Genomic DNA, 25587 nt, shown 5'->3' on the forward strand with positions numbered 1-25587 from the left:
GGCCCTGACAGACTTCATCCACACCTACAACCACCACCGCAGCCACACCGCACTCGCAGGCCAGCCCCCAATCACCCGCGTCAACAACCCTGCGGGTCAATACATCTAGCCGGTAGCTAGCCCAGCGCACGGCGCAGCGTCTCAGTCACACTGACTTCCGGGAACCGGCGCGCCATCTCGGAAGCGGCCTTCTCAATCAGCACATCGAGAAGGCCGGGCGCTGCGCCATGCAGCACATCACGCAAGAAGTCGGCAAGCTCGTCCGGATCATCCGGAAGCGCGAGATCGGCCGACAGCGGCGTCCCTTCCGTCCGGTACCGGGCGGCGGGGACGCCCACCCGGTCCGGATGCACGCACACCGGCACCCCGTCCGCCGTGTACCGATGGCCGTCCTCAACGCTGAACGGGAACTCCCGGGACGGTCGCTCGGCAACGTCGAATCCGCCGAACGGGTAGCGGCGGGCGGGGCAGATCCCGCACGCGGGATGCCAGTCACCGGACACGTACGGAACGTTCATGACGACACGCTAGCGGCGGTGCGGCGGCGCGGACGGTCGATCCCCGAGGAAGACCCCCGGCGGAAGTCGGACTCCGGCTACGCCGTCTTGTCCGCCACGTAGGTACCGCGCTGCGGCACGGTGTAGACGTGGCCCTGTTCGCGCAGATGTGGGCGCATCGTGATCGATCTAGCTCTCAGACGGCATGAGCCGACCCTAGACGTAGGCCGACGCGTCGGGCTGTCGCTATACGCGTGTAGACGTAGGTGGCCAAGATGGCCTGCCGTCAGGACTCCACCTGTCAAGCCACGAAAGGGCCCCGCGGGATGCGGCACATCCCCGGGGCGTGGCCATCAGCTACAGGGAGCTGACGACATGCGCAAGGCTATACGCCGCACGCTCGTGAAGAAGGACGTGCCATACCGCTGTGCTCCCCCGAACCCGAATGACGTGCGAGCCGCGCCCTGGCAGTCAGTGGCTCGTCCTGTTCCCCGAATAAGAACGCCGAGAGGACGGAGGTGGTTCCTGTGCCGAAGAGTCAGGGGAGGGGGTGCCGTTCTCGTAGACCCATTCGCCTTTGTGTGGCGGGTGAAGGTGCTGTTCTCGTGGAGTGTGCCGGGGCCTGTTGTGGTGCGGTAGTGCGCGCGGAATGTCACGGTGCCGGTTGTATGGAACGCCGTGCCTTCGGTGGTGGCCAGGATTTCCAGGGCTGTCCAGCGTGTGGTCGGGTCAAGGTCGAGTGTGGCGGGGCGTGTGCTGTGGTGCCAGGTGCGTAGGAGGTAGGCCGTGTCGCGGTGTGCGAAGGCGCTGTAGCGCGAGCGCATCAGTGCCTCGGCTGTCGGGGCCGTGGCGTCGCCCCTGTGCAGGCGGCCGCAGCATGACGCGTATGCCTCGGGGCCGCCGCAGGGGCAGGGGGTGGGCGGCTGGGGGCGGCGGGGGGTGCGTCGGGCCATGGTGACCATTGTGCCGGGCGGGGCGGGGGCGTACCGGGGCCGGTTGTCGCCGCATGCCCCATCTGGCAGCAACCGGACTGCGAAGCCTGCAACTTGAGGACGCGATCGGCCCTGCGCCGCAAGGGTCGACGCGGGTAGCGTCGGTGTCCTCGGCGGATTCCCGGCTCCACGCAGCGCCGCAGGAGGATGACGGATGACCGTACGGTTCCAGCTCCTCGGGCCGCTGAGCATCACGGACGGAACGGACACCGTGGTGCTCCAGCCGTCCAAGCCGACCAACCTGCTGGCCGCGCTGCTCCTGCGGTCCGGCACCATCGTGTCCGCCGGCTACCTCCAGCGGATGGTCTGGGGCGACGAGCAGCCCGTGACCGCCCGCGCGTCGCTCCAGACGTGCGTGCTGCGGCTGCGGCGGCTGTTCGCCAGGCACGCGGTGCTCGGCACGCCGATCGAGGCCGTGCCGGGCGGTTACCGGATCAGCGCCGACGCGCGTTCCCTCGATCTCGTGGACTTCCGCGAGCGCGCCAGGGCGGCCGCCGCCACGGACGCGGGTCCCGAGGCCGAACTGGCCGTGCTGCGCGGCGCGCTGGGGCTGTGGCAGGGCTCGCTGCTGGCCAACGTGCGCTCCGAGCTGATGCACCGCGACGAGGTGCCCAGGCTGCTGGAGGAACGGCTGCGCGTGGTCGAGCGCGTCTGCGACCTGTACCTGGCGCTCGGGTACTGCGGCCAGGCGCTCGTGGAGCTGTGGGGGATCACGCGGGCGCATCCCGGGCACGGCCGGTTCAGGGAGCAGCTGATCGAGGCGCTGTACCGGGCGGGGCGGCAGACGGAGGCGCTGGCGGAGTACCGGCGGTTCAAGGGGTTCCTGCTGGAGTCGCTGGGTGTCGATCCGTCGCCGGGGCTCCAGAAGCTTGAGCTGGCGATCCTGCGGGGCGAGGACCTGGGGCCGGTGGCGGGTCCTGAGGTGCGCCCGGCGGTCGCCGCGCTGCCCGCCGCGCCGGAGCCCGAGGCCGTGCCCGTGTCCGTGTCCGAGGGGCCGCCGCCGGTGCCGTGGTTCACCGGCAGGGAGGCCGAAGTGGCGGCGCTGGCCGAGCGGTTGGGCGGGGCGGCGGATGTGTCCGCCGGGCCGGTGACGGAGCTGGTGTGCGGGGCGCCCGGCATCGGGAAGACGGCGCTGGCGCAGCAGGTGGCGCACCTGCTGCGGGACCGGTTCCCCGGCGGCCGCCTGCTGCTGCGCATGACCGACGCCGACGGCGCGCCGCGCCCGCCCGCCGAGACGGCGGCCGAGGCCGCCGCGCTCCTGCCCGCGTTCGGCCGGGAGGGGAGCCCGCGCGCGCTGCTGGTGCTCGACGACGTGACGGACGCGGAGCAGGCGCGTCCGCTGCTGCCCGCCACGGGCGGGGACGCGGTGGTCGTCACGAGCAGGCTCGGTCTCGCCGGGCTCGTCGCGACGCACGGCGGGCGGGTGCAGCGGCTGGACGCGTTCACGCCGCGCGAGTCGGCCGACCTGCTGGCCGCCGTGCTCGGCGCGGAGCGCGTGGCGGCCGGGGCGGGCGAGACGGCCGCGCTGGCCGCCGCCTGCGGCCACCACCCGCTGGCGCTGGTGATCGCGGCGGCGCGGCTGCTGACGCGGCCCGCCCTCGGCCTGGCGGACGGCGTGCGGTGGATCGCCGCCGACCCGCTGTCCCGGCTCGCCCTGAACGACGACCCGCGCATGTCCGTGCCGCGCGTCCTGCGGGGCGCGCTCGACCGGCTCGACCCGGCGCTCGCCGACGCGTTCCTGACGGTCGGCGCGCTGCCGTCGGCCCGCTTCGGCCCGGCCGACGCCGCCCGTTTGCTGGGGCTGCCGGAGGCGGAGGCCGACCGCCTGCTGGAGCGGCTGGTGGACGCCGGGCTGCTGGAGGACGGCCCGCCGGGCCCGTACCGCGTCCACGGACTGCTGCGCCTGTACGCCCGCCCCGCCGGCCACGGCCGGCTCCGACCGAGACAGAAGGTGTGACGAGGATGGCGACACCGTTCGACAAACTGGCCGGGGTCCGTCCGCGCATCCGGCGCGACGTGCTGTTCACGCGGACGCCCGGCGGGGTGCTGTTCCACAACGCGGACGGCGGCTTCCACCTAGCGGGACGGAACGCGTACCGCTTCGCTACGCTCGTCGTGCCGCACCTGGACGGCTCGCGGCCGCTCGCGGACATCTGCGCGGGCCTCGGGGAGCAGCAGCGCGCGATGGTCGCGAAGCTGGTGGAGTCGCTGGTGGAACGGGACTTCGCGCGCGACACCGTGCCCTCGGGCGACGCGGGTCTCCCGGCGGCGGTGCGGGAACGGTTCGCCGCGCAGATCGCGTACGTGGACCACTACACGGACGGCGCGGCGGCCCGCTTCCTGCGCTTCCGCGAGACGTCGGTGGCGGTGCTCGGCGAGGGCGACGTGGCGGCCTGGTGCGCGCTGAGCCTGGTGCGCAACGGGTGCGCGGCCGTCGCCGTGGAGTCGCCCGCCCCGGCCGCCGAGGCGGAGGCGGCGGAACTGGACGGCGCGGGCTGCCCCGTACGGCTCACGGCGGCGCCGGGCGACGACGGGCTCGGGGCGTACGACGTCGTGGTGGTGGCGGGCGCCGACGCGCTGGCCCGTACGCGGCGGCTGCTGGACGCGGGCCCGCCGCCCGGTCAACTGGTGCTGCCCGTCTGGACGTTCGGTGAGCGGGCGGTCGTCGGGCCGCGCGGCTCGGCGGACAGCAGGGGGTGCGTGTCCTGCGCCCTGCTGCGCTTCGGCGCCGGTCTCGACGCCGCGACGGCGGCCGGGCTGTGGAGCGAACTGGCGGGCGGGGCACGCCCGTCGGGCGGCGCGCCCGGCGGGCCGCTGACCGGCCCGGTCGCCGCGATGCTCGGCAACCTGCTGAGCTACGAGATCTTCCGCACCGTGACCGGCGCCCTGCCCGCCGAGACCGAGGGTCAGGTCCTCGTGCAGGACCTCGACTCGCTCGACGTCACGGCCGAGCCGCTGCGCCCGCACCCCCGCTGCCGCCGGTGCGCGCCCGCCGCCGCGCCGGAGGACGGGCTGCCGGACGCGCTGGCCGTCGCGCGGACGACGACGGTCGGGTCGGCGCGGGACGCCGAGGAGCTGGTGGCGGAGCTGAACCGGCTGAGCACCGCGCTGGTGCGCCCGCACGCCGGGGTGTTCACCCGCTGGGACGACGAGACGCTGACGCAGACGCCGCTCAAGGCGGCCCGCGTCGCGCTGCCGCTCGGCGCCGGCGGGACGCGGCTCGTCACCGCGTTCGACGTGCACCATCTCGCCGGGGCGCGCAGGCGAGCGCTGCGGGCCGCCGCGCTCGCGTACGTCGACCACGTGGTGCCCGCCGACGTCCTGCCCGGCGGCCCCGGGGAACTGCCGGTGGTACGCCCTGAGACGCTGACCATCGGCAACGGGTCTCGCGTGGTGGGAACGTGGACCGCCGTCACGTCGCTGCTGACGAAGGAGCGGTCCGCCGCGCCCACGGCGGCCGTGTGGCCCGCCGGACCGTACAACCGCGACCTGGCCGTCCAGCGCGGCCCGGCGGGCGCCGGGGCCGGGGAGACCCCGCAGGAGGCGGCGGGCCACGCGCTGCTCGCCGCGCTGGCCCACGACGCGCTGCTGCGGGCGGTCGGGGGGACGACGGCCGTACGGCCCGTGCAGCCGCCGCGCGACGACCAGGCGGAGCTGGTCTTCCTGCACCGCACGGCCGGGACGCTCGGCGTGCGGGTGGAGCTGCTCGACCTGGGCGAGGACGCCCGTTCCGGAGCCCACGCGGTGCTGGCGCGGAGCACGGCGGACGACGGGGGCGGCGCCGGGTGGGCCGTCGCCTGCGACCTGACGGCCGGGGCCGCCGCGACCGCAGCGCTGCGCGACCTGCTGGGCGCGGTCCAGGTGGCCGCCGAGACGGGCGCGCCGCCCGACACCGGCGACCCGCTGCTGCCCGAACTGGCCCCCGGCGCGATCGCCGTCACGGCACCGGCGGGACCGGCCGCGCCCGAGGTGACGTTCCCCGCGCTGCTCGACCGGCTGCGCGCGGCGGGCCGCGACGTGCTGTACGCCGACACCACACCCGCCGACCTCCGCGCGGGCGGCCTGCGCACGGCCCGTGTGCTGCTCACGACGGGAGACACCCGTGCGGACGGCTGAGGCGACACCCGACGCGATCGGGGTTCCGGCGACGACAGGACCGGCCGCGACGTGCTGTGGGCCGGCACCAGACCGTCCGGCCTCCGCACCGCCTGCGTGCTCCTCACGACGCGAGACACCCGACGCGACCGCCGTCACGGCACCGGCCACGCCGGACGTCACGAGCTCCGCGCCGCTGGTCCGCCCGCGTACTGCTCACGACGGAGGACGCCCGTGCTGACGGCTGACGCGGTGCGGGCCGACGACCCGGTGGCCGGGCTGTGCGGCGCGCTGTCCGCGCTGATCGGCCGGGCGCTGGGCGGCGCGCGGCCCGTGGATGTCGCGCCGCTGGGGACGCGCGACGCGTTCGCCGGGCCGTGCGGGACCCCGGGCGGCGTCCCCGTGCGGGTGTACGGGCGGCACGCCGTCGTCGGCCCGCTGCCAGGGGCGGACGGCGGGCAGCCGTGCGCGCACTGCCTCGAACGCCGCTGGCAGGCGGTCCGCTCGGTCGCGCTGCGCGAGGCGCTCGAACTCGGCGGCGGCACCCGCGCGGCGGGCACACCCCCGTACGCCACCCCCTTCGCCGCCGACGCGCTGGCCGCCGTCATCGCCGCGCGGACGGCCGGCGGGGGCCCGCGCGCGGCGGTGCACCTCGTGGACCTCGCCGCCCTCACCGTGCGCCGCTATCCGCTGCTGCCCGACCCGGAGTGCCCGCGCTGCGGCCGGTCCGAGCGCGACACCGCCGAGGCCGCCACTCTGGTGCTGGACCCGGCGCCGAAGCACCGGCCCGGCTCGTTCCGCGTGCGCGACATCGCGGACTACGACCTGCCGACCGACGCGTACGCCAACCCCGTCTGCGGCGCGCTCGGCCCGTCGGTGGTCTACGACGTGTCGTCCACGTCCACCTCCGCGACCATCGGCTGCTTCTCGCTGCGGTCGGGCGACTACCTGCGCGAGACGTTCTGGGGCGGGCACGCCGACACGTTCGCCGACAGCGTCCGCATCGGCATCCTGGAGGGCCTGGAGCGCTACGCCGGGATGCGCCCGCGCGCCCGTTCCGCCGCCGTGCGCGCCAGCCTGGACGCGCTGACGGCGGACGGCACAGCCCCCGGGGGCGTCGTGGACCCGCGCCGCTGCGGCCTCTACTCCCCCGGCTTCCACCGCGCGAACCCGCACATCCCGCCGTTCACCACCGACCGCGAGATTCCCTGGGTGTGGGGCTGGTCGCTGGGGAACGAACGCCCGGTCCTCGTCCCCGAGGTGCTGACGTACTACCACACGCCCGGCCTCGCGGGCCGCTTCGTGCAGGAGAGCTCCAACGGCTGCGCCTCCGGCGGCTCGCTCGCCGAGGCCGTCTACTTCGGGCTGATGGAGGTGATCGAGCGCGACGCGTTCCTCCTCGCCTGGTACGGGCGCGCGGCGCTGCCGGAGATCGACCCGGCGAGCAGCGCGCGGCCCGCGACGCGGCAGATGGTGGACCGGCTGGCGATGTACGGGTACGAAGCGCGGTTCTTCGACACGGCGCTGACGTTCCCGGTGCCCGTCGTGACGGGCGTCGCGGTGCGACGTGACGGCGGGCTCGGGCGGATGTGCTTCGGCGCGGGCGCCGGGCTCGACCCGGAGGCGGCGCTGGCGTCCGCGCTGTGCGAGATCGCCACCGACGCGGTGAACCTGCCCGGCCGCACCGAGCGCGAGGAGGCGCGGCTGCGCGCGATGGCCGCCGACTTCGGCAAGGTCGCCGCGCTGCACGACCACCCGCTCGTGTACGGCGTCCCGGAGATGGGCGTCCACGCCGACTTCCTGCTCGGCGCGCCCGGCGCGCCCCGGCCGCCCCGGCACAAGCTGGCGGAACGGTTCGGCGGCGGCCGGACGCTGCCGCCCGCCGACGACCTGCGGGCGGACGTACGGGCGTGCGTCGCGGCGGTGACGGCGGCCGGGTACGACGTGGTGGTCGTCGACCAGACGACGCCGCAGCAGCGCGCGCTCGGCCTGGCGACGGTCGGTGTGCTGGTCCCGGGGCTGCTGCCCATCGACTTCGGCTGGTCGCGGCAGCGCGCGCTCGGCATGCCGAGGATGCGCACCGGGCTGCGGGAGGCCGGGCTGCGCGACCGCGACCTGGAGCCGGCCGACCTCAACCCGGCGCCGCACCCGTTCCCCTGACCCGCCCGCGACCCCGACCGAGCACGACGGCGTACGAGAAGGAGCAGACCATGGGGTACGCCCATGACTACGCCACCGCGATCATGCATCGCGGGCGCGTCCCGATGGAGCCGGCCGACTTCGTGCCCGACTGGGCGGACGGGCCGCGCAAGACGAAGTACTACCCGGGGACGGAACGGCTGCCGCTGCCGGACGCCGGGCCCTGGCCCGCGACGGCCACCGTGCGGCGCGGCCTGGGCGGCGAGGGCGGGACAGGGGCGTTCGGCCTGCCCGAACTGGCCGGGCTGCTCGGCGACTCGTACGGGCTCACCGGGCGGCGGCTCGGCGTGCAGGCGAACACGGACCTGGACGCGCTGCCGTTCTACCCGCTCGCCAACTGGTCGCGCGGCACGGCCTCTGGCGGCGGGCTGTACCCGGTCGCGGTCTACTGGGTGTCGGGCGCGGGCGGTCCTGTGCCGCCGGGGGTGCACCACTACTCGCCGCGCCACCACGCGATGCGGCGGCTGCTGACGGGAGATGTGACGGGCGAGGTCCGCGCGGCGCTCGGGCCCGGCGCGCCGGGGCAGGACACGGGCCAGTACCTCGTGCTGGGCGTCAAGTACTGGCAGAACGCGTTCAAGTACAACAGCTTCTCCTTCCACGCGGTGAGCATGGACGTGGGCGCGCTGCTGGGGAGTTGGCGGACGTGGGCGCGGGCGCGCGGCCTGGCGGTCGAACCGGCGCTGTGGTTCGACGAGGCGCGGCTCGCGCGGCTGCTGGGCGTGCGCGGCGAGGAGGAGGGCATCTTCGCGGTCGTGCCGCTGCCGTGGGCGGGGACCGGTGCGGGACCGGCCGCGCCGGGGGCCGCCGTCGCGCGGCGGGACGAGGAACGGTCGCGGCGCGTCCTGGAGTTCGCCGCGCTGCGGGCGATGCAGGAGGCGACGTCCGCCGACGCCGCGCGGCGGCCCGCGCCCGGCGCGCTGTCGGCGGCGGCGCCCGCCGCCGGGGAAGGGGCGGACGTGCGGCTGCCCGCGCCCGTACCGCTGGAGCGGGGGCTGCGGGCGGCGCTGCGGGCGCGGCGCAGCAGCTTCGGCCGGTTCGCGGCCGGGCGGCCCCTGGCCGCGGGGCGGCTGGCGGCGCTGCTGGCCGCCGCGCGGGCCGGGGCGCGGCTCGGCGGCGACGCGGACGCGGCGGGGGCCGGGGACCTGACGCGGCTGTACGTGTTCGTGAACCACGTGGACGGCGTCGAGCCGGGGGCGTACGCGTACGACCCGGCGGGCGGCGGCGCGCTGCGGACGGTGAAGGCGGGGCCGCCGGGACCGTTCCTCCAGAAGAACTACTTCCTGGCCAACTACAACCTGGAGGAGGCGGCGGCCGTGATCGTCCCCGCGCTCCGCACCCACGCCGTGCTCGACGCGGTGGGCGACCGCGGCTACCGCGTCGTGAACGCGCTGACCGGCTCCGTCGCGCAGGCCGCGTACACGGCGTCGGCCGCGCTGGACGTCGGCTGCGGCGTGGCCCTCGGCTTCGACAACATCGCCTACCGCGAGGAGCTGGGGCTGCTCGACGGCGACGAGCAGCCGCTGCTGATCATGATGGTCGGCCACGAGCGCCCCGCGCCCGCCGACTTCCGCTACGAGATCGCCTGACGCGCGAGCGCCGGACGGATGGGAGCGCGAGAGGCCATGGACGGTACGGACGTCATCACACGGACCGGGCACGCCCACCACTGGGAGCTGGGCGGCCTGTTCACGGCGCGCGTCGCCGGGCTGCCGCTGGCGGCGGTGGACGGCCTGCGGGCACACGGCAGCGCCGCGTGGGCGGCGGAGGTCCTGGACGCCGAGGAACGGGTGCGCGCGGCGGGCGGGCGCGTCGCCGACCTGCTGCACGGCCTGGTCGGCAACAACGAGGACGGCGACGCCCGGCGCGCGCTGCTGCGGCTGCGCCGCGAGGTGTTCAACAACCGCCTGCCACGGGACCGGGACGAGGCGGTGGCCCTGGCGGGCGGCCGCGACGCGGCGGCGGGGCGCGCCCTGGCGGACTGGCTCGCGGACCGCGCGGCGCTCGCCGGGCGCGAGGCGGCGGGCCCCGGGCTGCTGGCCGCCGATCTGGCCGGGACGCGCGCCGCGCTGCGGGAGCTGGCGGCCGAGGAGCGGCTGCGGAACGGGCTGCTGCTGGCGTCGCCCTCGCTGGACGCCGAACTCGACACGTACCTCGCGCGCGTGAACGGCGCGGACGGCGCGGCGGGCGGGCCGGACAAGCGGGCGCGGAAGACCGAGCGGTCACTGCTCGCGTACCTGTACAGGACCGCGTGCAAGACCAGCCCGTTCAGCACCTTCACCGGCGTGGCGCTCGGGACGCTCGGCGACGGCGCGCCGGACACGCTGCGCGCGGCCGGTCCGTGGACCAGCCGTCCCCGGCTCAACGTCGCCGTGCTCGGCCGGATCGCCGAGGCGGTCGTCGCGGACCCGGCGCGCCGCGCGGACCTGCCGGTCGCCCCGGCGCCCGGCTGGGGCCGGGAGGAGGACCGCGTGCGGTACGTGCGGCGGTGGGTGACGGCGGGCGAGGACGACACGGCCGTCACGTTCGACACGGTGCGCGACCGGCTGTTCTTCCTGCGGCGCAGCGGCGTGCTCGACCGGATGCTGGCGCTGCTCGGCGAGCGGCCCGCGCTGCGCTACGGAGAGCTGGCGCGCTGGCTCGCCGACGGCCTGGGCGCACCCGCCGGTGACGTGGAGCGGTACCTCGCCGCGCTGCTTGCGGTGGGCATGGTGCGCGTGCCGAGCCTGGACACGGGGGTGCACGACACCGATCCGCTGCGCGCGTTCCAGCGGTCGCTGCGGGCGCTCGACCGGCCCTGGGCGCGGGAGACGGCGGACGCGCTCGAAGGCCCGGCGCGCTGCCTCGACCGCTACCCGGCCGAGGGCCCCGCCGGGCGGCGCGCGCTGCTGGCGGAGCTGCGCGAACGGCTCGGCGACGTGCAGCGGTCGCTCGGCGCGGAACGGGCCAGGGTGCCGCGCACGGTGCTGTACGAGGACGTGACGGTGCCGTCCGTGACGGCGGACCGCGCCGCGTTCACCCGGGCGGTGGCGGAGCCGCTGCGCTCGGTGGAACGGGTGCTGCCCGCGTTCGACCTGACGCTGCCGCAGCGGCTGACGTTCACCGGCTTCTTCCTCGCGCGGTACGGCAGGGGCGGGCGCTGCGACGACCTGCTGCGGCTGATCCACGACTTCCACGAGGACTTCTTCGACCAGTACCTGTCGTTCACGTCACGGCGCGCGCGGTTCGACGCGGCGGGGCGGCACGTGCCGGAGGAGAACTGGCTCGGGCTGCCGCGGCTGAAGGCGCTGGACACCGCGCGGCAGGTGTTCCAGGACGGGGTGCGGGAGCTGTGGGAGACGAGCGGCGCGGCCGGGGCCGGCCCTGGCGGGCCGGCCGAACTCGTCCTGGGCGAGGACCTGTTCGCGCGCACGGCGGACGAACTTGCCGACCTGTCCGGCGGGACGGCGGTCTCCGCGCACCACGTCCAGCTCGCGGCCGGGGAAGGCGACGGGCCGCTCGTCGTCCTCAACCGCTCGTACGGCGGCCTGTCGTTCCCGTTCAGCCGCTTCACGCACTGCCACGAGGACACGGACCTGGCCGGGCGGCTGCGGGCGCGCGCCCGCGCCGTCCAGCCGCCGGGCGCCGTCTTCGCCGAGGTGACGGGCGGTCCCGTGACCAGCAACCTCAACCTCCACGGGCGGCTGACCGACTACGAGATCGTCTGCCCCGGCGAGACCAGCGGCGTACCGGCGGACCGCCGACTGGCCCTGGAGGAGCTGTCGCTCACCCACGACCCCGCCGCCGACCGGCTGGTGCTGCGCTCGGCCCGGCTGGGCCGCGAGGTCGTCCCCGTCTACCTCGGCTACCTGGTGCCGCTGGCGCTGCCCGAGGTCCCGCGCACGCTGCTGCTGCTCTCGCCGACGTCGATGGCGCCGCTCGACGTGTGGGGCGGCATCGCGGAGAGCGCGCCGTACGAGGGCGTGACGCGCCGCCCCCGCGTACGGCACGGGCGGCTGGTGCTGGCCAGGCGCAGCTGGAGCGCGCCCGCCGCCGTACTCCCGCCGCGCGCGGGCGACGCCGGGGCGGGGGGCGACGCCGCGTGGTACCTCGGCTGGCAGCGGTGGCGGCGGCGCCAGGGCGTGCCGGAGCGGGTGTTCGCGACCGTGGCGGACGGCGGCGCGCGGGGCGCGACCGGCGCGAAGCCGCAGTACGTGGACTTCGCCGCGCCGCTGTCGCTGCTGGCCTTCGAGGGGCTGCTGCGGCGGCCGGAGGCCCGGGTGGTGTTCCGCGAGGCCCTGCCGGACGGCGCCGCGCCCGGTGTCACCACCGAACGGGGGGCGCACGTCACCGAGTTCGCCGTCGAGACCGTGCGGGCGCGGCACGGGGAAGGTACCCCGGAAGGACCGGAAGGAGACGCGTCGTGAACGCGACCGGAGCGTGGCAGGCCGTCCATGTCCACTACGCCGCCAACCCGCGGCCGATGCTGCTGAACTGCGTGCGCCCGCTCGTCGCCGATCTTGAGGCGGACGGGCTGCTGGACGGCTGGTTCTTCATCAACTACTGGCTGGAGGGCCCGCACGTGCGGCTGCGCCTGCGGCCGTCGGCGCCCGCCGCCGAACCCGAGGTGCGGGCCAGGACGGAGGCCGCCGTGGACCGCTTCCTCGCGGAGCGCCCGGCGCTGTACGAGGTGGACTCCGGTTTCCTCAACGAGTTCTACAACCAGCTGTTCGACATCGAGTTCGGCGCCGGTGACCGCGCGCCCTACCTCGACGCCGACGGCCGCATGAACCTGCGGCCGAACAACTCCCACGCCTGGCAGCCCTACGAGCCCGAGTACGGCAAGTACGGCGGCCCGGCGGGCGTGGCGCTGGCGGAGTGGCACTTCCGGCACTCAAGCGAGCTGGTCACCGACGCGTTCCGCGACAAGAACCTGCACCTGCGCACCGTGCTGCTCGGCACGTCCGCGCAGCTGATGATGGTGATGTCCGCCTGCTTCGTCGCCGAGACCGCCGCCCTGGCCGGCTACCTGGACGACTACTACACGTTCTGGCACCGGGCGTTCCCCGACTCCGGGTTCATCGGCAGCACGGAGTACGAGCGGAAGGCGGACGAGGTCGGCCCGCCGCTGGCCCGCTGGTACGCGCGGATCAGGGACGCCGTGGCCGCCGGCGAGCCGGGGCGGCTGCCCGCCCTCCTCGCCCGCTGGGCCGCGCACTGCGCCGAACTCGCCGCGCGCGTACGGGAACTGGCCGACGGGGACGGGCTCGTGTTCCGCTCCTGGGACGGCGAGCGCGACGAGCGCGTCACCGACCGGGACGAGGCGCTCGTCCGCCTCCTCTCCCCCTATATGCACATGACCAACAACCGGCTGCACGTGACCATCCAGGACGAGGCGTACCTCGCGCACGTCCTCGGGCGGGCGCTGCGCCGGGAGCTGCCGCCGCGCGCGGCGGCCTCGCACGCCGGGCGGGAGCGGTGACCGCCCCCGGGTCCCTGGCGGGCCTGCGGCCCCGGCTGCGCCCGGGGGTGCTGGTGAGCGAGCCGCTGCTGCTCGGCCCGCGCACGGTGCACCTGGTGAGGGCGCCGGAGGGCGGGCGTACCTTCGAGGTCGGGCCGCGCGAGGCGTTCCTGATGACGCGGCTGGACGGGGCGCGGACCCTGGAAGAACTGGGCGGGGCGTACGCGGAGGCGTTCGGCCGCAGGCTCGGCGAGGCGAACTGGCGGCAGCTGCTGGCGCTGCTCGGCGGCCGCGGGCTCCTGGCGGGCGGGCCCGCCACGCCTGGCGCGGGCGGTGGCGAGGCGGCGGCGAAGCCGGGGAACGGGGTGCTGCGCGGCCGTGTCCGGCTCGTCGCCGACGCGCACGCCACCGCCGGGCGGCTGCACCGGGCCGTACGCCCGCTGCTGGCGCCCGTCCCGGCCGTGGCGCTGCTCACGCTGCTGACCGGCATGACGGCCGTACTGGCGTGGCACCTGCCGGAGTTGGTGGACGGCGCGGCGGCCGTCTTCCGCAATCCCGTGCTGCTGGTGGCGGTGGCGACGGCGCTGTGGTTCAGCACGGCGCTGCACGAGCTGGCGCACGCCGTCACCGCGCGGCACCACGGCGGCCGGGTCGGCGAGATCGGGTTGCGCTGGCGGCTGCCGGTCGTGATCATGTACTGCACCGTGGACGACTACCCGTTCCTGCCGGGCCGCCGGCGGCGCATCGCCGTCGCCGGGGCGGGGGCGGTGACGAACCTGCTGTTCCTCGTGCCGTTCGCCGCGTGGTGGCTGCTCGCCCCGGAGGGCGGCACCCGCGAGGCGCTGGCCGGGCTGCTGTTCCTCGGCGTCCTCCAGGCGTTCGCCATGCTGGTGCCGCTGCCGCCGCTGGACGGCTACACCATCGTCAGCCAGGCCCTGGGCGCCACCCGGCTGGCGACGTCGAGCCGCACGTACCTCGGGCTCGCGCTGCGCCGCGACCCGGCCGCCGCCGCCCACCCGCCCCGCGCGCGCAGGGCGTACACGGTCTACGGGCTGTGCGTGGTGCTGGCCGGCGCCGCGCTGCTCGGCGCGTTCGTCCTGCTCGTCGACGCCCTGCTGACGGCGCCGTGACACCGTGAAGGAGATCTCCGTGGCCCACGCATCCGAGACCGCAGGACCAGGCGGGAGCGGCGCGCCCGCGCCCCCGGCCGTCGTCCTGGACGGCGTGCACAAGACGTACGGCGGCGTGCGGGCGGTGGACGGCGTCTCGTTCACCATCGCCAGGGGCGAGTTCTTCGGGCTGCTGGGTCCGAACGGCGCGGGCAAGACGACGCTGATCGAGATCATGGAGGGCCTGCGCCGCGCCGACGCGGGCACGGTAGCCGTCCTCGGCACGCCGCCGTGGCCGCGCGACACGGCGCTGCTGCCGAAACTGGGCGTGCAGACGCAGTCGTCGGCGTTCTTCGTGCGCCTGACCGCCGCCGAGCACCTGCGGACGGTCGCCGCGCTGTACGGGGCGGACGGTGACGCGGCGGCGCGCACGCTGCGTTCGGTCGGCCTCGACGAGCAGGCGGACGTACGGGTGGAGGACCTGTCGGGCGGGCAGCGGCAGCGGCTGGCCATCGGCGCGGCCCTCGTGCACGACCCCGAGCTGATCTTCCTCGACGAGCCGACCGCCGCGCTCGACCCGCAGGCCCGCAGGTCGCTGTGGCGCGTGCTGCGCGACCTGAAGCGCGCGGGCCGCACCATCGTCTACACGACCCACCACCTGGACGAGGCCGAGGCGCTGTGCGACCGGGTCGCGATCATGGCGAGGGGGAGGGTCACGGCGCTCGACAGCCCGCACCGGCTGATCGCGGGGAACGCGACCGTGACCCGGCTGCTCGTCCCGGCGGAACGGCTCGGCGTGGACACCGCGCGGGGCCTCCCCGGCGTGCTGCGGGCCGACCTGGACGGCGACGTGGTGGTCCTCCAGGCCGCCGACGCCGGGCCCGTGCTCGCGGCGGTCGCCGAAGTGGCCGGGCTCCAGGGCGTGCAGACCCGCACCCCAAGCCTGGAGGACGTCTACCTGACCCTGACCGGGCAGGCGGGCGAGCCGTCCGCGGAGGCCGCACGCGCCGACGTGTCCACGGACCAGCTGCGACGGACGGAGCCGAGCGCATGAGCGCCTACACCGCACTCCGGGAGGCGGGCTACCGGGCGTACACCCGGGACCGCACCACCCTCTTCTTCACCTTCGCCTTCCCCCTGCTGTTCCTCGTCGTGTTCGGCCTGATCTTCAGCGGCCAGGACGTGGAGGAGAGCGGCAGGCCGTACATCAGCTACATCGCGCCCGGCGTGCTGTCGTGGGGCGTGGCGAACGCGGCCGTGTTCGGCGTCGGCTTCACGCTGATGCAGTGGCGCCGGGACGACATCCTGCGGCTGATCCGGATGACGCCGACGCCGCTCGGCGCCGTCCTGGGCTCGCGGTGGGTGCTGGCGATCGGCGTCGGCGTCGTGCAGGCCGTGGTGTTCGTGGCCGTCGCGATGCTGCCCGGCTTCGGGCTCGAACTCGACGCGGGCTGGCCGCTGGCGCTGCCGGTGCTGGTGCTGGGGGTGTCGGCGTTCCTGGCGCTGGGGGCGATCGTCGGGGCGTACTGCCGCACACCGGAGGCGGTGGCGGCGGTGGCCAACTGCCTGATGGTGCCGATGGCGTTCCTGTCCGGCTCGTTCTACCCGCTGGACGCGATGCCGTCGTGGCTCCAGGACATCTCGTGGGTGCTGCCGCTGCGGCACCTCAACGACGGGGTGTCCGCCGCGCTGACCGGTTCAGGCGGCGTGGGGGACATCGGCCTGGCCGCCGCGCTGCTCGTCGGGTTCGCGGCGGTCCTCGGCGTCGTGGCCTTCCGTACCTTCCGCTGGAGCGACCAGTCATGACGGCGCCCGTGACCGCGCCGCCGCCCCTCGACGCGGCCCGTGACACGCTCCAGGCCGCGCTGCGGCGGCGCTGGGAGGACGCGGGCCGCCCGGGGCCCGCGCCCGTGGTCGCGCCGCTCGGCGCGGCCGACGTCCTGGCGCCCGGCGCCGACCCGCACGCGGACGCGCGGCCCGCCGCCGCGTTCCACCTCGCCGCGCGCGCCGTGCTGCTCGGCCCCTGGGGCGGCGGCGTGCGGGCGGCGTGCGGGCAGTGCCTGGCGATGCGGTGGCAGCGGCTGCGGACGCGCTCCGAGCGCGAGGCGCTCGAAGGCGGCGCGGCGCCGGGCGGCGCGCGCGGCTGGCCGGTCGTCACGGACCACGCGGCGGACGCCGTGTGGGCGGCGGCGCGCGCGGTCGCCGCCCGCGCCGACGCGCCCGGCACCAGCCACGGGCTGCCCCGCGTCACGCGGATCGACCTCGCCACGCTGGCGCTGGTGACGTTCCCGCTCCTGCCCGAGCCGCTGTGCCCGCACTGCGTCACCCCCAGGGCAGAGCGGCCGGAGGACGCCGTCCCCGACCTCACCGGCGCGGTCAAACCAGACCCCGGCGGCTACCGCGTACGGTCCACCGCCGCGTTCGCCCTGCCGGCCGAGGCGCTGGCCAACCCGGTCTGCGGCGCGCTCGGTTCCCGCACGCACCTCAACCCGGCGTCCACGACGACCGCGCCGGTGTCGGGCAGCAACTTCGTGCGCGGCTACGCGGGCCTGAACGACGTCACCTGGAGCGGCCAGGGCGACAGCTACGCGACGAGCGGGACCCTCGCGTTCCTCGAAGGCCTGGAGCGCTACGCCGGGACGCACAACCGGCGCGGCCTGCTGCCGGTCACCGCCTCGTACCGCGACCTGGCACGCGCCGCCCGCGACGGGGGCACCGCCGTGCTCGACCCCGCCGACTGCGGCGCGTACGCCCCGGAGACCTACCGCGACGACCCGATGGTGGACCCGTTCGACCCCGGGCGGCCCATCCCGTGGCTGCACGGCTGGTCGCTGCGCGACGAACGGCCCGTCCTCGTGCCCGCCCGGCTGGTGCACTACAGCGCGGGCGTGGCGGCGGACAACTTCGTCTTCGAGTGCTCCAACGGCTGCGCCACCGGCGGCCATCCGGCCGAGGCGGTGCTGCACGGGCTGCTCGAACTCGTCGAGCGCGACGCGTTCCTCCTCGCCTGGTACGGCCGCCGCCGCCCGCCCCGCATCGACCTCACCTCCTGCCGCACGCCCGGCATCCGCGCCGCGCTCGACCGCGCCGCGCTGCTCGGCTACGACGTGCACGCCTACGACACGCGCGCCGACCTCCCGGTGCCCGTGGTGACGGCGCTCGCCGTGCGCGGGGACGGCGGCGAGGGGCTGCTGTCGTTCGGCGCGGCGGCCGGGTTCGACCCGGAGCAGACGGTCGCGGGCGCGCTGAGCGAGGTCCTCACGTACATCCCGCACCTGCCCTTCCAGGTGCGGGAGCGGCGGGCCGAACTGGAGGCGATGGCCGCGGACTTCACGCGCGTGCGCGAGCTGAAGGACCACGCGCAGCTGTACGGGCTGCCGCGCATGGCCCGGCACGCGGAGCCGTTCCTCGCGCCCTCGCCCGCCCGTCCGCTCGCGGAGGTCTTCGCCGGGTGGGAACGTGTCAGGCCCCGCACCCTGGATCTGCTGGACGACCTGCGGCTGCTGCGCGACGGGCTCGCGGGCGCGGGGCACGACGTGATCGCCCTCGCGCAGACCACGCCGGAGCAGCGCGCCGCCGGGCTGCACACGGTGGCGACGCTCGTGCCGGGGCTGCTGCCGCTGGACTTCGGCTGGAACCGGCAGCGGGCGCTGCGCATGCCGAGGCTGCGCGCGCTGTGCGGCCCCGGCGCGGGCACCCACGCCGTGCCGCACCCGTTCCCGTAGGGCGCGTCTTCCGGGTCTTGTCGGGTCAGGCCGCGTTGTCGGACGCGGTGCGGCGCGAGGCGGAGCATCGCCGCTCGTACCCGGACGTACTCCTCACGATGCGGCGACGCAGCGAAAGCCCCCCCAGGCCCGCGCACGCGTGGCAGGGCCCTCCCGGCTCGGTGGTCCGCCGGGAGGGCCCTGTCGCGCGGCGCCTGGATCAGGCGCTGCAAGAGGTGGTGCTGGTGGTGCTGGAGCAGGTGGAGGTCGAGGAGCAGGAGGTGGAACCGGCGAGGACGACCTCGGCCTCGTCCGAGTAGTCCGAGATCTCGAAGGTCTCGGACTCCAGCTCCAGGATCTCGTCGGCCAGCGTGGACAGCTCGGGCTTCTGCGACATGGTGTCTCCTCGGGGACGGGGGGCGGGCGCCGGTGGCACCGGCTGCGGCCCGCCACCGTTCCATTGCAGCGGGGGGCGGCGGCAGGAGTACCCCGGTTCCGCTGTCAGGCCGCTGACACCTGGTGTCAGCGACCTGTCCGGCCGTGGCGTGGCGTCCCGTGCATGCTGGGGTGCGACGGGGACGTGAGGCAGGCGTGAGGAAGAGGGGTCCGCATGGCCGTCCCGCCGGACGTGCTCAGGTCGGCCGTCGAGCTGTACCTGGCGCTCCACACCCGTCCGGAGCCCGCAGGGGCCGAGGAGCGCACGGCCGCCGCGCTGGCCGCCTGGCTGCGCGCCGACGGGTACGCCGTCACCACCGGCGTCGGCGGCCACGGCGTCGCCGGGGTGCTGCGCAACGGGGACGGGCCGGTCGTCCTGCTGCGCGCCGAACTGGACGCGCTGCCCGTCCAGGAGGAGACGGGCCTCGCCTGGGCGAGCGAGGTCCCCGGGATGATGCACGCCTGCGGGCACGACCTGCACCTCGCCGCGCTGGCGGGCGCGGCCCGTGTCCTCGCCGGGTCGGCCGCGTCGTGGCGGGGCACCGTCGTCGCCGTCGGCCAGCCCGCCGAGGAGACCCTCACCGGGGCGCGGGACATGCTGGCGGACGGCCTCTACGAGCGCTGCGGCGTGCCGGACGCGGTGCTCGCGCAGCACGCCGCGCCGCTGCCCGCCGGGACGGTGGCGCACGCACGGGGCGCCGTGCTCGCCGGGAGCAGGACCCTGGACGCGGTGCTGCACGGCGCGGGCGGCCACGGCGGCACGCCGCACCTGACGGTCGATCCGGTGCTGGCCGCTGCCGCCGCCGTGCTGCGGCTCCAGGGGATCGTCTCGCGCGAGACGGCGCCGGCCGAGCAGGCCGTGCTGACGGTCGGCAGGCTCAGGGCGGGCGAGCTGGCGAACGTCGTCCCCGACCGGGCGGAACTCGGCCTCAGCCTGCGGGCGTTCGGCGAGGACACGCTCGACCGGATGACGGCGGCGGTGCGGCGGGTGCTGCGCGCCGAGAGCGACGCGTCCGGCTGCCCGCGCCCGCCGGACGTGACCGTGGCGGCACGTTCGCCCGCGCTGGTGCCCGACCCGGGGCTGACCGGGCGCGTACGGGTGGCGCACGAGGAGGCGTTCGGCGCGCGGCGGGTGCTGGAGTGGCAGCCGGCGACGGCGACGGAGGACTTCCCGTGGTTCGGCCCGGCGGGCGCCGGGCTGCACGGCGGGACGGCCGTGCGCACCGCGTACTGGATGCTGGGGACCGTCCCGGCGGCGCGGTGGCGCGCCGCGCTCGCCCCCGGCGGGCCGCCGCCGCCGTCCAACCACTCCCCCGCGTTCGCGCCCGACGTGCGCACGGCGCTGCCCACCGGCGTCGAGGCGCTGACGGGGGCCGCGCGGCGGGTGCTCGGCGCGGCGGTGCCCGCCCCGGCGCGGGCGGCGGGGTGAGCGCTGCGGCGGCGGTGGAGGTCGTCGCGGTGCGGCGCGACGCGTCCGCGCCGTACGCGGAGACGACCGCCGTGCGCCTCGTGTGGCTGCTGCGGGCGCACCGGCCGCGCTGCGCCGGGATCGAACGGGACCGTGTGCGGCTGCGGCTGGCGGACGGGCCGCCGGGCGGTCAGGCGGCCGCGCGGGCGGCGCTGCGGCGTGCGCTGGCGAACGGGTCGGTGCCGGGGTGGGCGGTGGAGCGGCGCGGATGACGGGCGGCGGGCGTGGGTGTGGGGCGTGGGTGTGGGGCGTGGGGCGGTCAGATCCAGCCGCGTTCGCGGGCGAGCAGCGCGGCCTGCGCCCGTGTCGACGCCCCGAGCATGCGCATGACATCCGCAATGTGGCGGCGATAAGTGCGCACCGAGACGCCGAGGTCGCGCGCGCCGGTCTCGTCCTTGCCGACCGTGCACATCAGCCGCAGCACGCGCAGTTCGGCGCCGGACAGGTCGGGGCGCCGGTCGGCCGGGGGGCGCACGGCCAGCGACACGTCGTCCGCCTGCTCCCAGATCCGCTCGAACAGCCCCGCCAGGCTCGCGACCAGCACGCCGTCGCGGACCAGCAGCGCCCGGCTCGTGTCCCGCCGGGGGTCGAGCGGCATCAGGGCGGCACGCCGGTCGTAGACGACGACGTGGTCCGACATCTCGGCGGCGACGCGTACCCGGGCGCCCCTGCGGACGAGTTCGCCGAGGTACGCGGCCGTCGGCTCGTGCGCGAGCGCCGTGCCGGTGACGACCATGCGGCGGCGCACGCCACGGCGCAGCGCGCGGAAGTCGCGGGCCCGCACACCGGCCGACCCCTCGGGCGACAGACGGGCGCGCGGTTCGGCGGAGACGATCTCCTCGCGGGCGAAGAAGGCGAGGTCGTCCATCCGGTCGTGGATGGCGCTGCCGCCGTCGAGCTGTTCGATGCCCTGGGCGGGCGCGGCGCGGCGGGCGGTCTCCGCGCGTAGCGTGTCGAGCACGTGACGGTACTGCGTGATGCGCTGGATCTCCTGGTACATGTCACGCAGCCGCAGTTCGCTGAGCCTGGCGAGCGCGATCTCGGGATCGGCCGCCGTCGTACAGCCGGGAAGCTCGCCGGGTCTGAGCAGGCCGAGGCGGGTGAGGCGGTCCAGCGCGAGGCGCACGGCCTCGGGGTCGGCGTCCAGGACGAGGGGCAGTCCTTCGCGGGTCGTGCCGGGGTGGCGCAGGAAGTGACGGTAGACGGCTTCCTCGGTCGGGGACACACCGAAGTCCGCCAGTTCGTTCGCATGCACGTCGGACACTCCTGTGGGGGTGGCCCCGTGTGGGGGCACGGGCGGGGAGCGGGGTGCGGGCCGGGTGGGGCCCGGAGTCGCCTTGTTCCTGCCCGTTCGCATACGGCGCCGAACACCTGATCATCGCCGGACGACCAGGCAGGGACGACCGTCCCGGTCAGCGCGCCGCACCGGCCGTAGCGGAAGGGAAGCGTCCGGCCGCGCGCCCCGCCCCAACGGCGGACGGGCGCCGCGTCGCACCCGCCGGGGAGGACCGGGCGGGGTTACCTTCACGGACGGAACGCGGCCCGTCACCCGCGTCCACGGCCGTCCCCGGCCCACCGTCGGAAGGGGTCCCATGCACCGCTCGTCCCGCGCCTCCCGCCTCGCCCTCGCCTGCGCCGCCCTCACCCTGGGCACGGCCTTCGCGCCGCCGGGGGCCGCGCCCGGCGGCGGCGAGCCGTCCGCCGTGTTCGTCCAGAACAACGGGGCGGAAGGCAACGAGATCGTCGCCTACGCCCGCGCGTACGACGGCACGCTCACCCGCCGGGGCGTCCATCCGACCGGCGGCGACGGCGCGGCCCTCGAAGGGGCCGTCGCCGACGACCTGGCCTCCCAGGGCTCCCTGACCTACGACCCGGGCCACGGCCTGCTCTACGCCGTCAACGCGGGCAGCGACACCCTCACCGTCTTCCGCGTCCACGGCACCCGGCTCGAACGCCTCCAGGTCATCTCCTCCGGCGGCGACTTCCCCGTGAGCGTCACGGCGCACGGCGACCACGTGTACGTGCTCAACGCGCTCGGCGGCGGCAGCGTCCAGGGATTCGCGTACGCGTCGGGGCGGCTGACCGCGCTGCCGCGCACGCACCGCGACCTCGGCCTCGACCCGGCGGCGGCCCCGCAGTTCCTCAACACCCCCGGCCAGATCGGCTTCACACCGGACGGCTCGGGGCTGCTCGTCACCACCAAGGCGAACGGCGACCGCGTGCTGCACTACCGGATCGACGCGTACGGCCGCCCCGCCGCACGCCCCGTGGTGACGGAGCTGCCGGACGCCGTGCCGTTCGGCTTCGCCTTCGACCGGGGCGGGCGGCTCGTGCTGGCCGAGGCCGGGCCGAACGCCGTGGCCGTCTTCGACATCACGCCGGGGGGCGGGCTGCGGCAGGTGAGCGAACGCGCCACCGGGGAGACGGCGACCTGCTGGGTCGTCAGGAGCGGGCACCTCTTCTACGCGTCGAACGCGGGCAGCGACTCGGTCGGCGTCCTGCGCGGTGAACGGTCGGGCAACCTCGAACTGCGCGCCATCACCCCGACGGAGGCGGGCCCCATCGACGCCGCCGCGTCCGCCGACGGACGGCACCTGTACGTGCAGACGGGCGTCGCGTCCACCGTCGAGGCGTTCGCGATCGGCCGCGACGGATCGCTGACGCGGGTCGGCTCCGTCCCGGTCCCCGGCGGAGACGGCGGCGAGGGCATCGCGGTGGTGTGACGGACCGCTCCACCCGGCCCGGACGGCTGGCGCAGCCGGTCGTCCAACTCGCCCTTTCACGGGCGGGACTTCGCCCACCGTGTCGTGCTCACCGCGCTCGCGGGGCGGGTGACGCACGCGGGTTGAGCGTCTCGTGCGCCCGGCGCGGGAGCCGGGTGGCTCCCGCGCCGGGGGACGGGCCTCAGGGGGTGTGGCGGGGCAGGGTCGTGAGGTCGGCGCGGGTCGCGGGGCGGAAGCGGACGGCCTGGCCGCCGCTGCGCCCGAGATCGGCGGTGAACGTGTCGGCCGCCGTCACGAGCGTCCGGGTGACGGCGAGCGCGGTCGGGTTCGTGTCGTAGTCGGCGTCCGGCGCGTCGGTGTACGCCTCGGCGACCCACTCCCCCGCGCCGAGGAACGACAGCGGATAGCTCAGCGTCCTGGCGTGCTCCCCGGTCATGGCGCCGGTGAACCACTCGCGCCCGGAGCGGCGTGCCGTCACCAGGTGGTCGCCCACCTCGGCGGCCAGCACCTCCGTGCGGTCCCAGCGGGCGGGGACGTCGCGGATGAACCCGAGCCCGGGGGCGTCCCGGTAGTGCTCCGGCAGGTCGGCGGCCATGTGCAGACCCGAGAAGTACGTGACGTAGTAAGCAAGTTGCTTGCCGACCGTGGTGTGCACGCGGCGCCCGAGCTGCTGCGGGTCCCACAGGATGTCCATGATGCCCGGCGTGTAGTCCATCGGCCCGGACAGGCCGCGCGTGAAGGGCAGGATCAGCGTGTGCTCCGGGGTGTTGCCCTCGCTGAACGCGTCCCACTCCTGGCCGCGCACCGCCTCGCGGGAGATGGCGTTGGGGTACGTGCGCATCTCGCCGCTCGCGTGCACGCACTCGTGGCAGTTGACGTTGATCCGGTGCTCGGCCGCCGCCTCCAGCACGCGCCGGTAGTGGTTGATCATGAACTGGTCGTAGTGGTTGTGGCCGGGGATGTCGCCGACATACCCGGTCTTCACGTAGTTGACGCCCAGGTCCTCGTAGAGGGTGAACGCCTCGTCGAGCTGCGCCTCGTAGTTCTCGACGTTGGCGCCCGTCTCGTTGTGCATGATGAACTCGACGCCCCTCTCCCGCGCGTACGAGACCACCTCGCGCAGGTCGAAGTCGGCCGTGGGCCGGGTGAACGACTGGTCGCCCCAGTCTCCTTCCCACCCCTGGTTCCAGCCTTCCGCGAGCAGGCCCTCGATGCCGTTGGCGGCGGCGAAGTCGATGTACCGCTTGGCGCGCGCGGTGGTCGCGCCGTGCCGGGGCCCGGTCTCCCAGGTGGCCTGGTCCTGCTGCATCACCCACCAGATGCCGACGTACTTGACCGGCTCGATCCACGAGGTGTCGCCGCCGCAGATCCGGCAGGGCGGGTTGAGGTTCTCCAGCAGGTGCGACTCGATCAGGCCCGCCGCGTCGGGCGCGACGGTGAGCGCGCGCCACGGCAGGGCGCGCCCCGCGCGAGTGACGACGGCGGCGTCCCTGCCGGGGGTGGGGACGAGGTCCGCGCGCAGGCTCCCGTCCTCCGGTGTGACGGTCATGGCGGCGTAGTCGACGAGGTCGGCCTCGTGGACCGACAGGTGGATGCCGTCCGGCCGGCGGAAGGTGACGGGCGCGTTGCTCTTCCCCATCGCGCTGAGCGGGGTGGAACGCCACGGGTTCTCGTCGCTGTTGTCGTCGCGCGGCGTCCACCAGGCGACGGGGTCGCCCGTCAGGTCGAACTCGGTGGCCTCGTCGGCGATGCGCAGCGACCGCAGGCCCGGCTGCTCCGGCACGTCGTAGCGGAGCGCGACGCCGTCGTCGTACGCGCGGACGATGACGGAGAACGTGCGGCCGTCGCGCTGCCGCAGGTCGACCGTCAGCTCCTCGTACCGGTCGCGGACCTCGGCGTCGGCGCCCCAGACCGGCTGCCAGGTGCTGTCGTACGCGCGGGTGCGGTGGCCGGTGACGGCGACGTCGTGGCCGAGCACCGTGCCGTCGGTGAGGCGCAGTCCGAGGTCCGAGGGGGCGACGAGGAGGGTGCCCGCGCGGGACACGCTGTAGGTGAGCCGCCCGCCGGACGCGGAGACCGCGAGAGTCAGCGTGCCGTCGGGCGAGGTGGCCGCGGGTCCTGCCGCGTCGACCGGTGCCGCGCCCGGGGCGGGGGGCGCCGCGCTCGACGGGGCGGCCCAGAGGGTGAGGAGGAGCAGTGCGAGCACCGGGACCAGGGCGGTCACGGGGCGGGCGGGGAAGCGTGGACGCAGCGGTTCTGACACGTTCGTGTTCACTCCAGGGTGGTGCACCCCTCCCCCGTGGAGCACGGACGCCGGTGGCGGCGGGCAGGGCCGGGACGGGTGGGCGGGACGCGCGCCGCACGGCGCGGCGCGCGGGGGACGCCTGGCTCCGGAAGCCTCGTCCCGGCCCGGCTCGGCCCGGCTCGCGCCGGGTCCCGGCGCCGGGGGCGTCGCGGGCCGCCCGTCCTGACGGGCGGCCCGCCGAACTCACTGCGCGGGGAGGGTTATCACGGCCAAGCCCCCGTATCTCACGGCTCGTCACCTAGCGACGCGGCACAGCACCCGCCCGCGCCCCCGCGCTCGACGAAATTTCCGGAGAGAACGGGGCGTTCGCGGGCATTTCGGGGCCATCCTACCGCCGGGCGGCGTGCCGGGCCGGACAGGACACGGCCCGGAAGTCCTCACCCGGACACCCGGCGCGCAGGAGGTCGCGGGGAGTCCGGCGGGATGGGAGAAGCCCGAGCGGCGGGCGTGCGGTACGGGCGGTCGCCTTGCTCACGGTGTGCCGTGCTCGTCCCGGCGGGCGGAGACCACCGATGCCCCGGCCGACCGCCGTACGCGCCGGCCGGCGGTAAGGAAGCGGCTCACCACCGAGCGGGAGAAGGTACGCGGCGAGCAGGGCACTCGTCCGGCCGGCGAGGGCC

Annotated in this window: 17 protein-coding genes and 2 pseudogenes; 14 read left to right on the top strand and 5 right to left on the bottom strand. The window is 75.9% G+C overall.

Annotated features, from left to right (window positions below; translation table 11 throughout):
* Positions 1-109 (top strand): annotated as a pseudogene (locus tag ACL02R_RS20530) (IS481 family transposase); the annotation flags it as partial.
* A 7-nt stretch (positions 110-116) separates the two neighbouring features.
* Here the strand turns inward: ACL02R_RS20530 and ACL02R_RS20535 are convergent.
* Both ACL02R_RS20535 and ACL02R_RS20540 read right to left on the bottom strand, forming a co-directional pair.
* Entirely contained in the window at positions 117-518 is a 402-nt protein-coding gene (locus tag ACL02R_RS20535; RefSeq protein WP_412798422.1) for a hypothetical protein, read from the bottom strand.
* A 534-nt stretch (positions 519-1052) separates the two neighbouring features.
* Positions 1053-1450, bottom strand: a pseudogene (locus ACL02R_RS20540) (YchJ family protein); the annotation flags it as partial.
* Positions 1451-1643: 193 nt separating this feature from the next.
* Here ACL02R_RS20540 and ACL02R_RS20545 point away from each other — a divergent pair.
* The 10 genes from ACL02R_RS20545 to ACL02R_RS20590 all read left to right on the top strand — a co-directional run bounded on the left by ACL02R_RS20545 (position 1644) and on the right by ACL02R_RS20590 (position 18057).
* A complete protein-coding gene (locus tag ACL02R_RS20545) occupies positions 1644-3446 on the top strand; it encodes a BTAD domain-containing putative transcriptional regulator (RefSeq protein WP_412798423.1) in 1803 nt (600 codons plus the stop codon).
* Positions 3447-3451: 5 nt separating this feature from the next.
* Positions 3452-5605 carry a TOMM precursor leader peptide-binding protein gene (locus ACL02R_RS20550; protein WP_412798424.1) on the top strand — a complete coding sequence of 718 codons (2154 nt, stop codon included), beginning with the start codon at positions 3452-3454 and terminating at the stop codon, positions 5603-5605.
* Between the two features lie 213 nt (positions 5606-5818).
* A complete protein-coding gene (locus ACL02R_RS20555) occupies positions 5819-7744 on the top strand; it encodes a TOMM precursor leader peptide-binding protein (protein WP_412798425.1) in 1926 nt (641 codons plus the stop codon).
* Positions 7745-7794: 50 nt separating this feature from the next.
* On the top strand, positions 7795-9372 hold the full coding sequence (locus ACL02R_RS20560; protein WP_412798426.1) for a nitroreductase family protein: 1578 nt from the start codon (positions 7795-7797) through the stop codon (positions 9370-9372).
* A 36-nt stretch (positions 9373-9408) separates the two neighbouring features.
* Positions 9409-12189, top strand: a complete 2781-nt coding sequence (locus ACL02R_RS20565; protein ID WP_412798427.1) for a lantibiotic dehydratase — start codon at positions 9409-9411, stop codon at positions 12187-12189.
* A 56-nt stretch (positions 12190-12245) separates the two neighbouring features.
* Positions 12246-13244 (top strand): lantibiotic dehydratase C-terminal domain-containing protein, encoded by a 999-nt coding sequence (locus tag ACL02R_RS20570; RefSeq protein ID WP_412798483.1) that lies wholly within the window; start codon positions 12246-12248, stop codon positions 13242-13244.
* A complete protein-coding gene (locus tag ACL02R_RS20575; protein WP_412798428.1) occupies positions 13241-14353 on the top strand; it encodes a peptidase M50 in 1113 nt (370 codons plus the stop codon). Before ACL02R_RS20570 ends, ACL02R_RS20575 begins: the two co-directional genes overlap by 4 nt.
* A gap of 19 nt (positions 14354-14372) precedes the next feature.
* On the top strand, positions 14373-15386 hold the full coding sequence (locus tag ACL02R_RS20580; RefSeq protein ID WP_412798429.1) for an ABC transporter ATP-binding protein: 1014 nt from the start codon (positions 14373-14375) through the stop codon (positions 15384-15386).
* Entirely contained in the window at positions 15383-16138 is a 756-nt protein-coding gene (locus ACL02R_RS20585; protein WP_412798430.1) for an ABC transporter permease, read from the top strand. Before ACL02R_RS20580 ends, ACL02R_RS20585 begins: the two co-directional genes overlap by 4 nt.
* Positions 16135-18057 (top strand): TOMM precursor leader peptide-binding protein, encoded by a 1923-nt coding sequence (locus ACL02R_RS20590; protein ID WP_412798431.1) that lies wholly within the window; start codon positions 16135-16137, stop codon positions 18055-18057. Before ACL02R_RS20585 ends, ACL02R_RS20590 begins: the two co-directional genes overlap by 4 nt.
* Positions 18058-18256: 199 nt before the next feature.
* Here the strand turns inward: ACL02R_RS20590 and ACL02R_RS20595 are convergent, their stop codons facing one another.
* Entirely contained in the window at positions 18257-18433 is a 177-nt protein-coding gene (locus tag ACL02R_RS20595; protein WP_362968761.1) for a thiazolylpeptide-type bacteriocin, read from the bottom strand.
* A gap of 213 nt (positions 18434-18646) precedes the next feature.
* Here ACL02R_RS20595 and ACL02R_RS20600 point away from each other — a divergent pair, with 213 nt between their 5' ends.
* Both ACL02R_RS20600 and ACL02R_RS20605 read left to right on the top strand, forming a co-directional pair.
* Positions 18647-19900 (top strand): amidohydrolase, encoded by a 1254-nt coding sequence (locus ACL02R_RS20600; RefSeq protein ID WP_412798432.1) that lies wholly within the window; start codon positions 18647-18649, stop codon positions 19898-19900.
* Positions 19897-20151, top strand: a complete 255-nt coding sequence (locus ACL02R_RS20605) for a hypothetical protein (RefSeq protein ID WP_362968765.1) — start codon at positions 19897-19899, stop codon at positions 20149-20151. Before ACL02R_RS20600 ends, ACL02R_RS20605 begins: the two co-directional genes overlap by 4 nt.
* Before the next feature lie 47 nt (positions 20152-20198).
* Here ACL02R_RS20605 and ACL02R_RS20610 read toward each other — a convergent pair whose 3' ends face one another.
* Positions 20199-21194: a helix-turn-helix transcriptional regulator gene (locus ACL02R_RS20610; protein ID WP_412798433.1), complete on the bottom strand. Its 996-nt coding sequence runs from the start codon at positions 21192-21194 to the stop codon at positions 20199-20201.
* Positions 21195-21531: 337 nt separating this feature from the next.
* On the opposite strand from ACL02R_RS20610, the gene ACL02R_RS20615 reads away from it, so the two are divergent.
* Positions 21532-22662, top strand: a complete 1131-nt coding sequence (locus tag ACL02R_RS20615) for a lactonase family protein (RefSeq protein WP_412798434.1) — start codon at positions 21532-21534, stop codon at positions 22660-22662.
* A gap of 181 nt (positions 22663-22843) precedes the next feature.
* Here the strand turns inward: ACL02R_RS20615 and ACL02R_RS20620 are convergent, their stop codons facing one another.
* The gene (locus ACL02R_RS20620; RefSeq protein WP_412798435.1) at positions 22844-24925 is read right to left on the bottom strand and encodes a glycoside hydrolase family 97 protein; all 2082 of its coding nucleotides are present in this window, start codon (positions 24923-24925) and stop codon (positions 22844-22846) included.
* Between the last annotated feature and the right edge of the window lie 662 nt (positions 24926-25587).

Source organism: Streptomyces sp. MS19, from assembly GCF_047200595.1.
Taxonomy (GTDB): Bacteria; Actinomycetota; Actinomycetes; order Streptomycetales; family Streptomycetaceae; genus Streptomyces.

Coding starts and splice junctions, on each gene's coding strand:
- ACL02R_RS20570 (WP_412798483.1), top strand. CDS start 12,246: ATGCTGCTGAACTGCGTGCGCCCGCTCGTCGCCGATCTTGAGGCGGAC.
- ACL02R_RS20535 (WP_412798422.1), bottom strand. CDS start 518: ATGAACGTTCCGTACGTGTCCGGTGACTGGCATCCCGCGTGCGGGATC.
- ACL02R_RS20585 (WP_412798430.1), top strand. CDS start 15,383: ATGAGCGCCTACACCGCACTCCGGGAGGCGGGCTACCGGGCGTACACC.
- ACL02R_RS20550 (WP_412798424.1), top strand. CDS start 3,452: ATGGCGACACCGTTCGACAAACTGGCCGGGGTCCGTCCGCGCATCCGG.
- ACL02R_RS20595 (WP_362968761.1), bottom strand. CDS start 18,433: ATGTCGCAGAAGCCCGAGCTGTCCACGCTGGCCGACGAGATCCTGGAG.
- ACL02R_RS20615 (WP_412798434.1), top strand. CDS start 21,532: ATGCACCGCTCGTCCCGCGCCTCCCGCCTCGCCCTCGCCTGCGCCGCC.
- ACL02R_RS20600 (WP_412798432.1), top strand. CDS start 18,647: ATGGCCGTCCCGCCGGACGTGCTCAGGTCGGCCGTCGAGCTGTACCTG.
- ACL02R_RS20560 (WP_412798426.1), top strand. CDS start 7,795: ATGGGGTACGCCCATGACTACGCCACCGCGATCATGCATCGCGGGCGC.
- ACL02R_RS20590 (WP_412798431.1), top strand. CDS start 16,135: ATGACGGCGCCCGTGACCGCGCCGCCGCCCCTCGACGCGGCCCGTGAC.
- ACL02R_RS20565 (WP_412798427.1), top strand. CDS start 9,409: ATGGACGGTACGGACGTCATCACACGGACCGGGCACGCCCACCACTGG.
- ACL02R_RS20545 (WP_412798423.1), top strand. CDS start 1,644: ATGACCGTACGGTTCCAGCTCCTCGGGCCGCTGAGCATCACGGACGGA.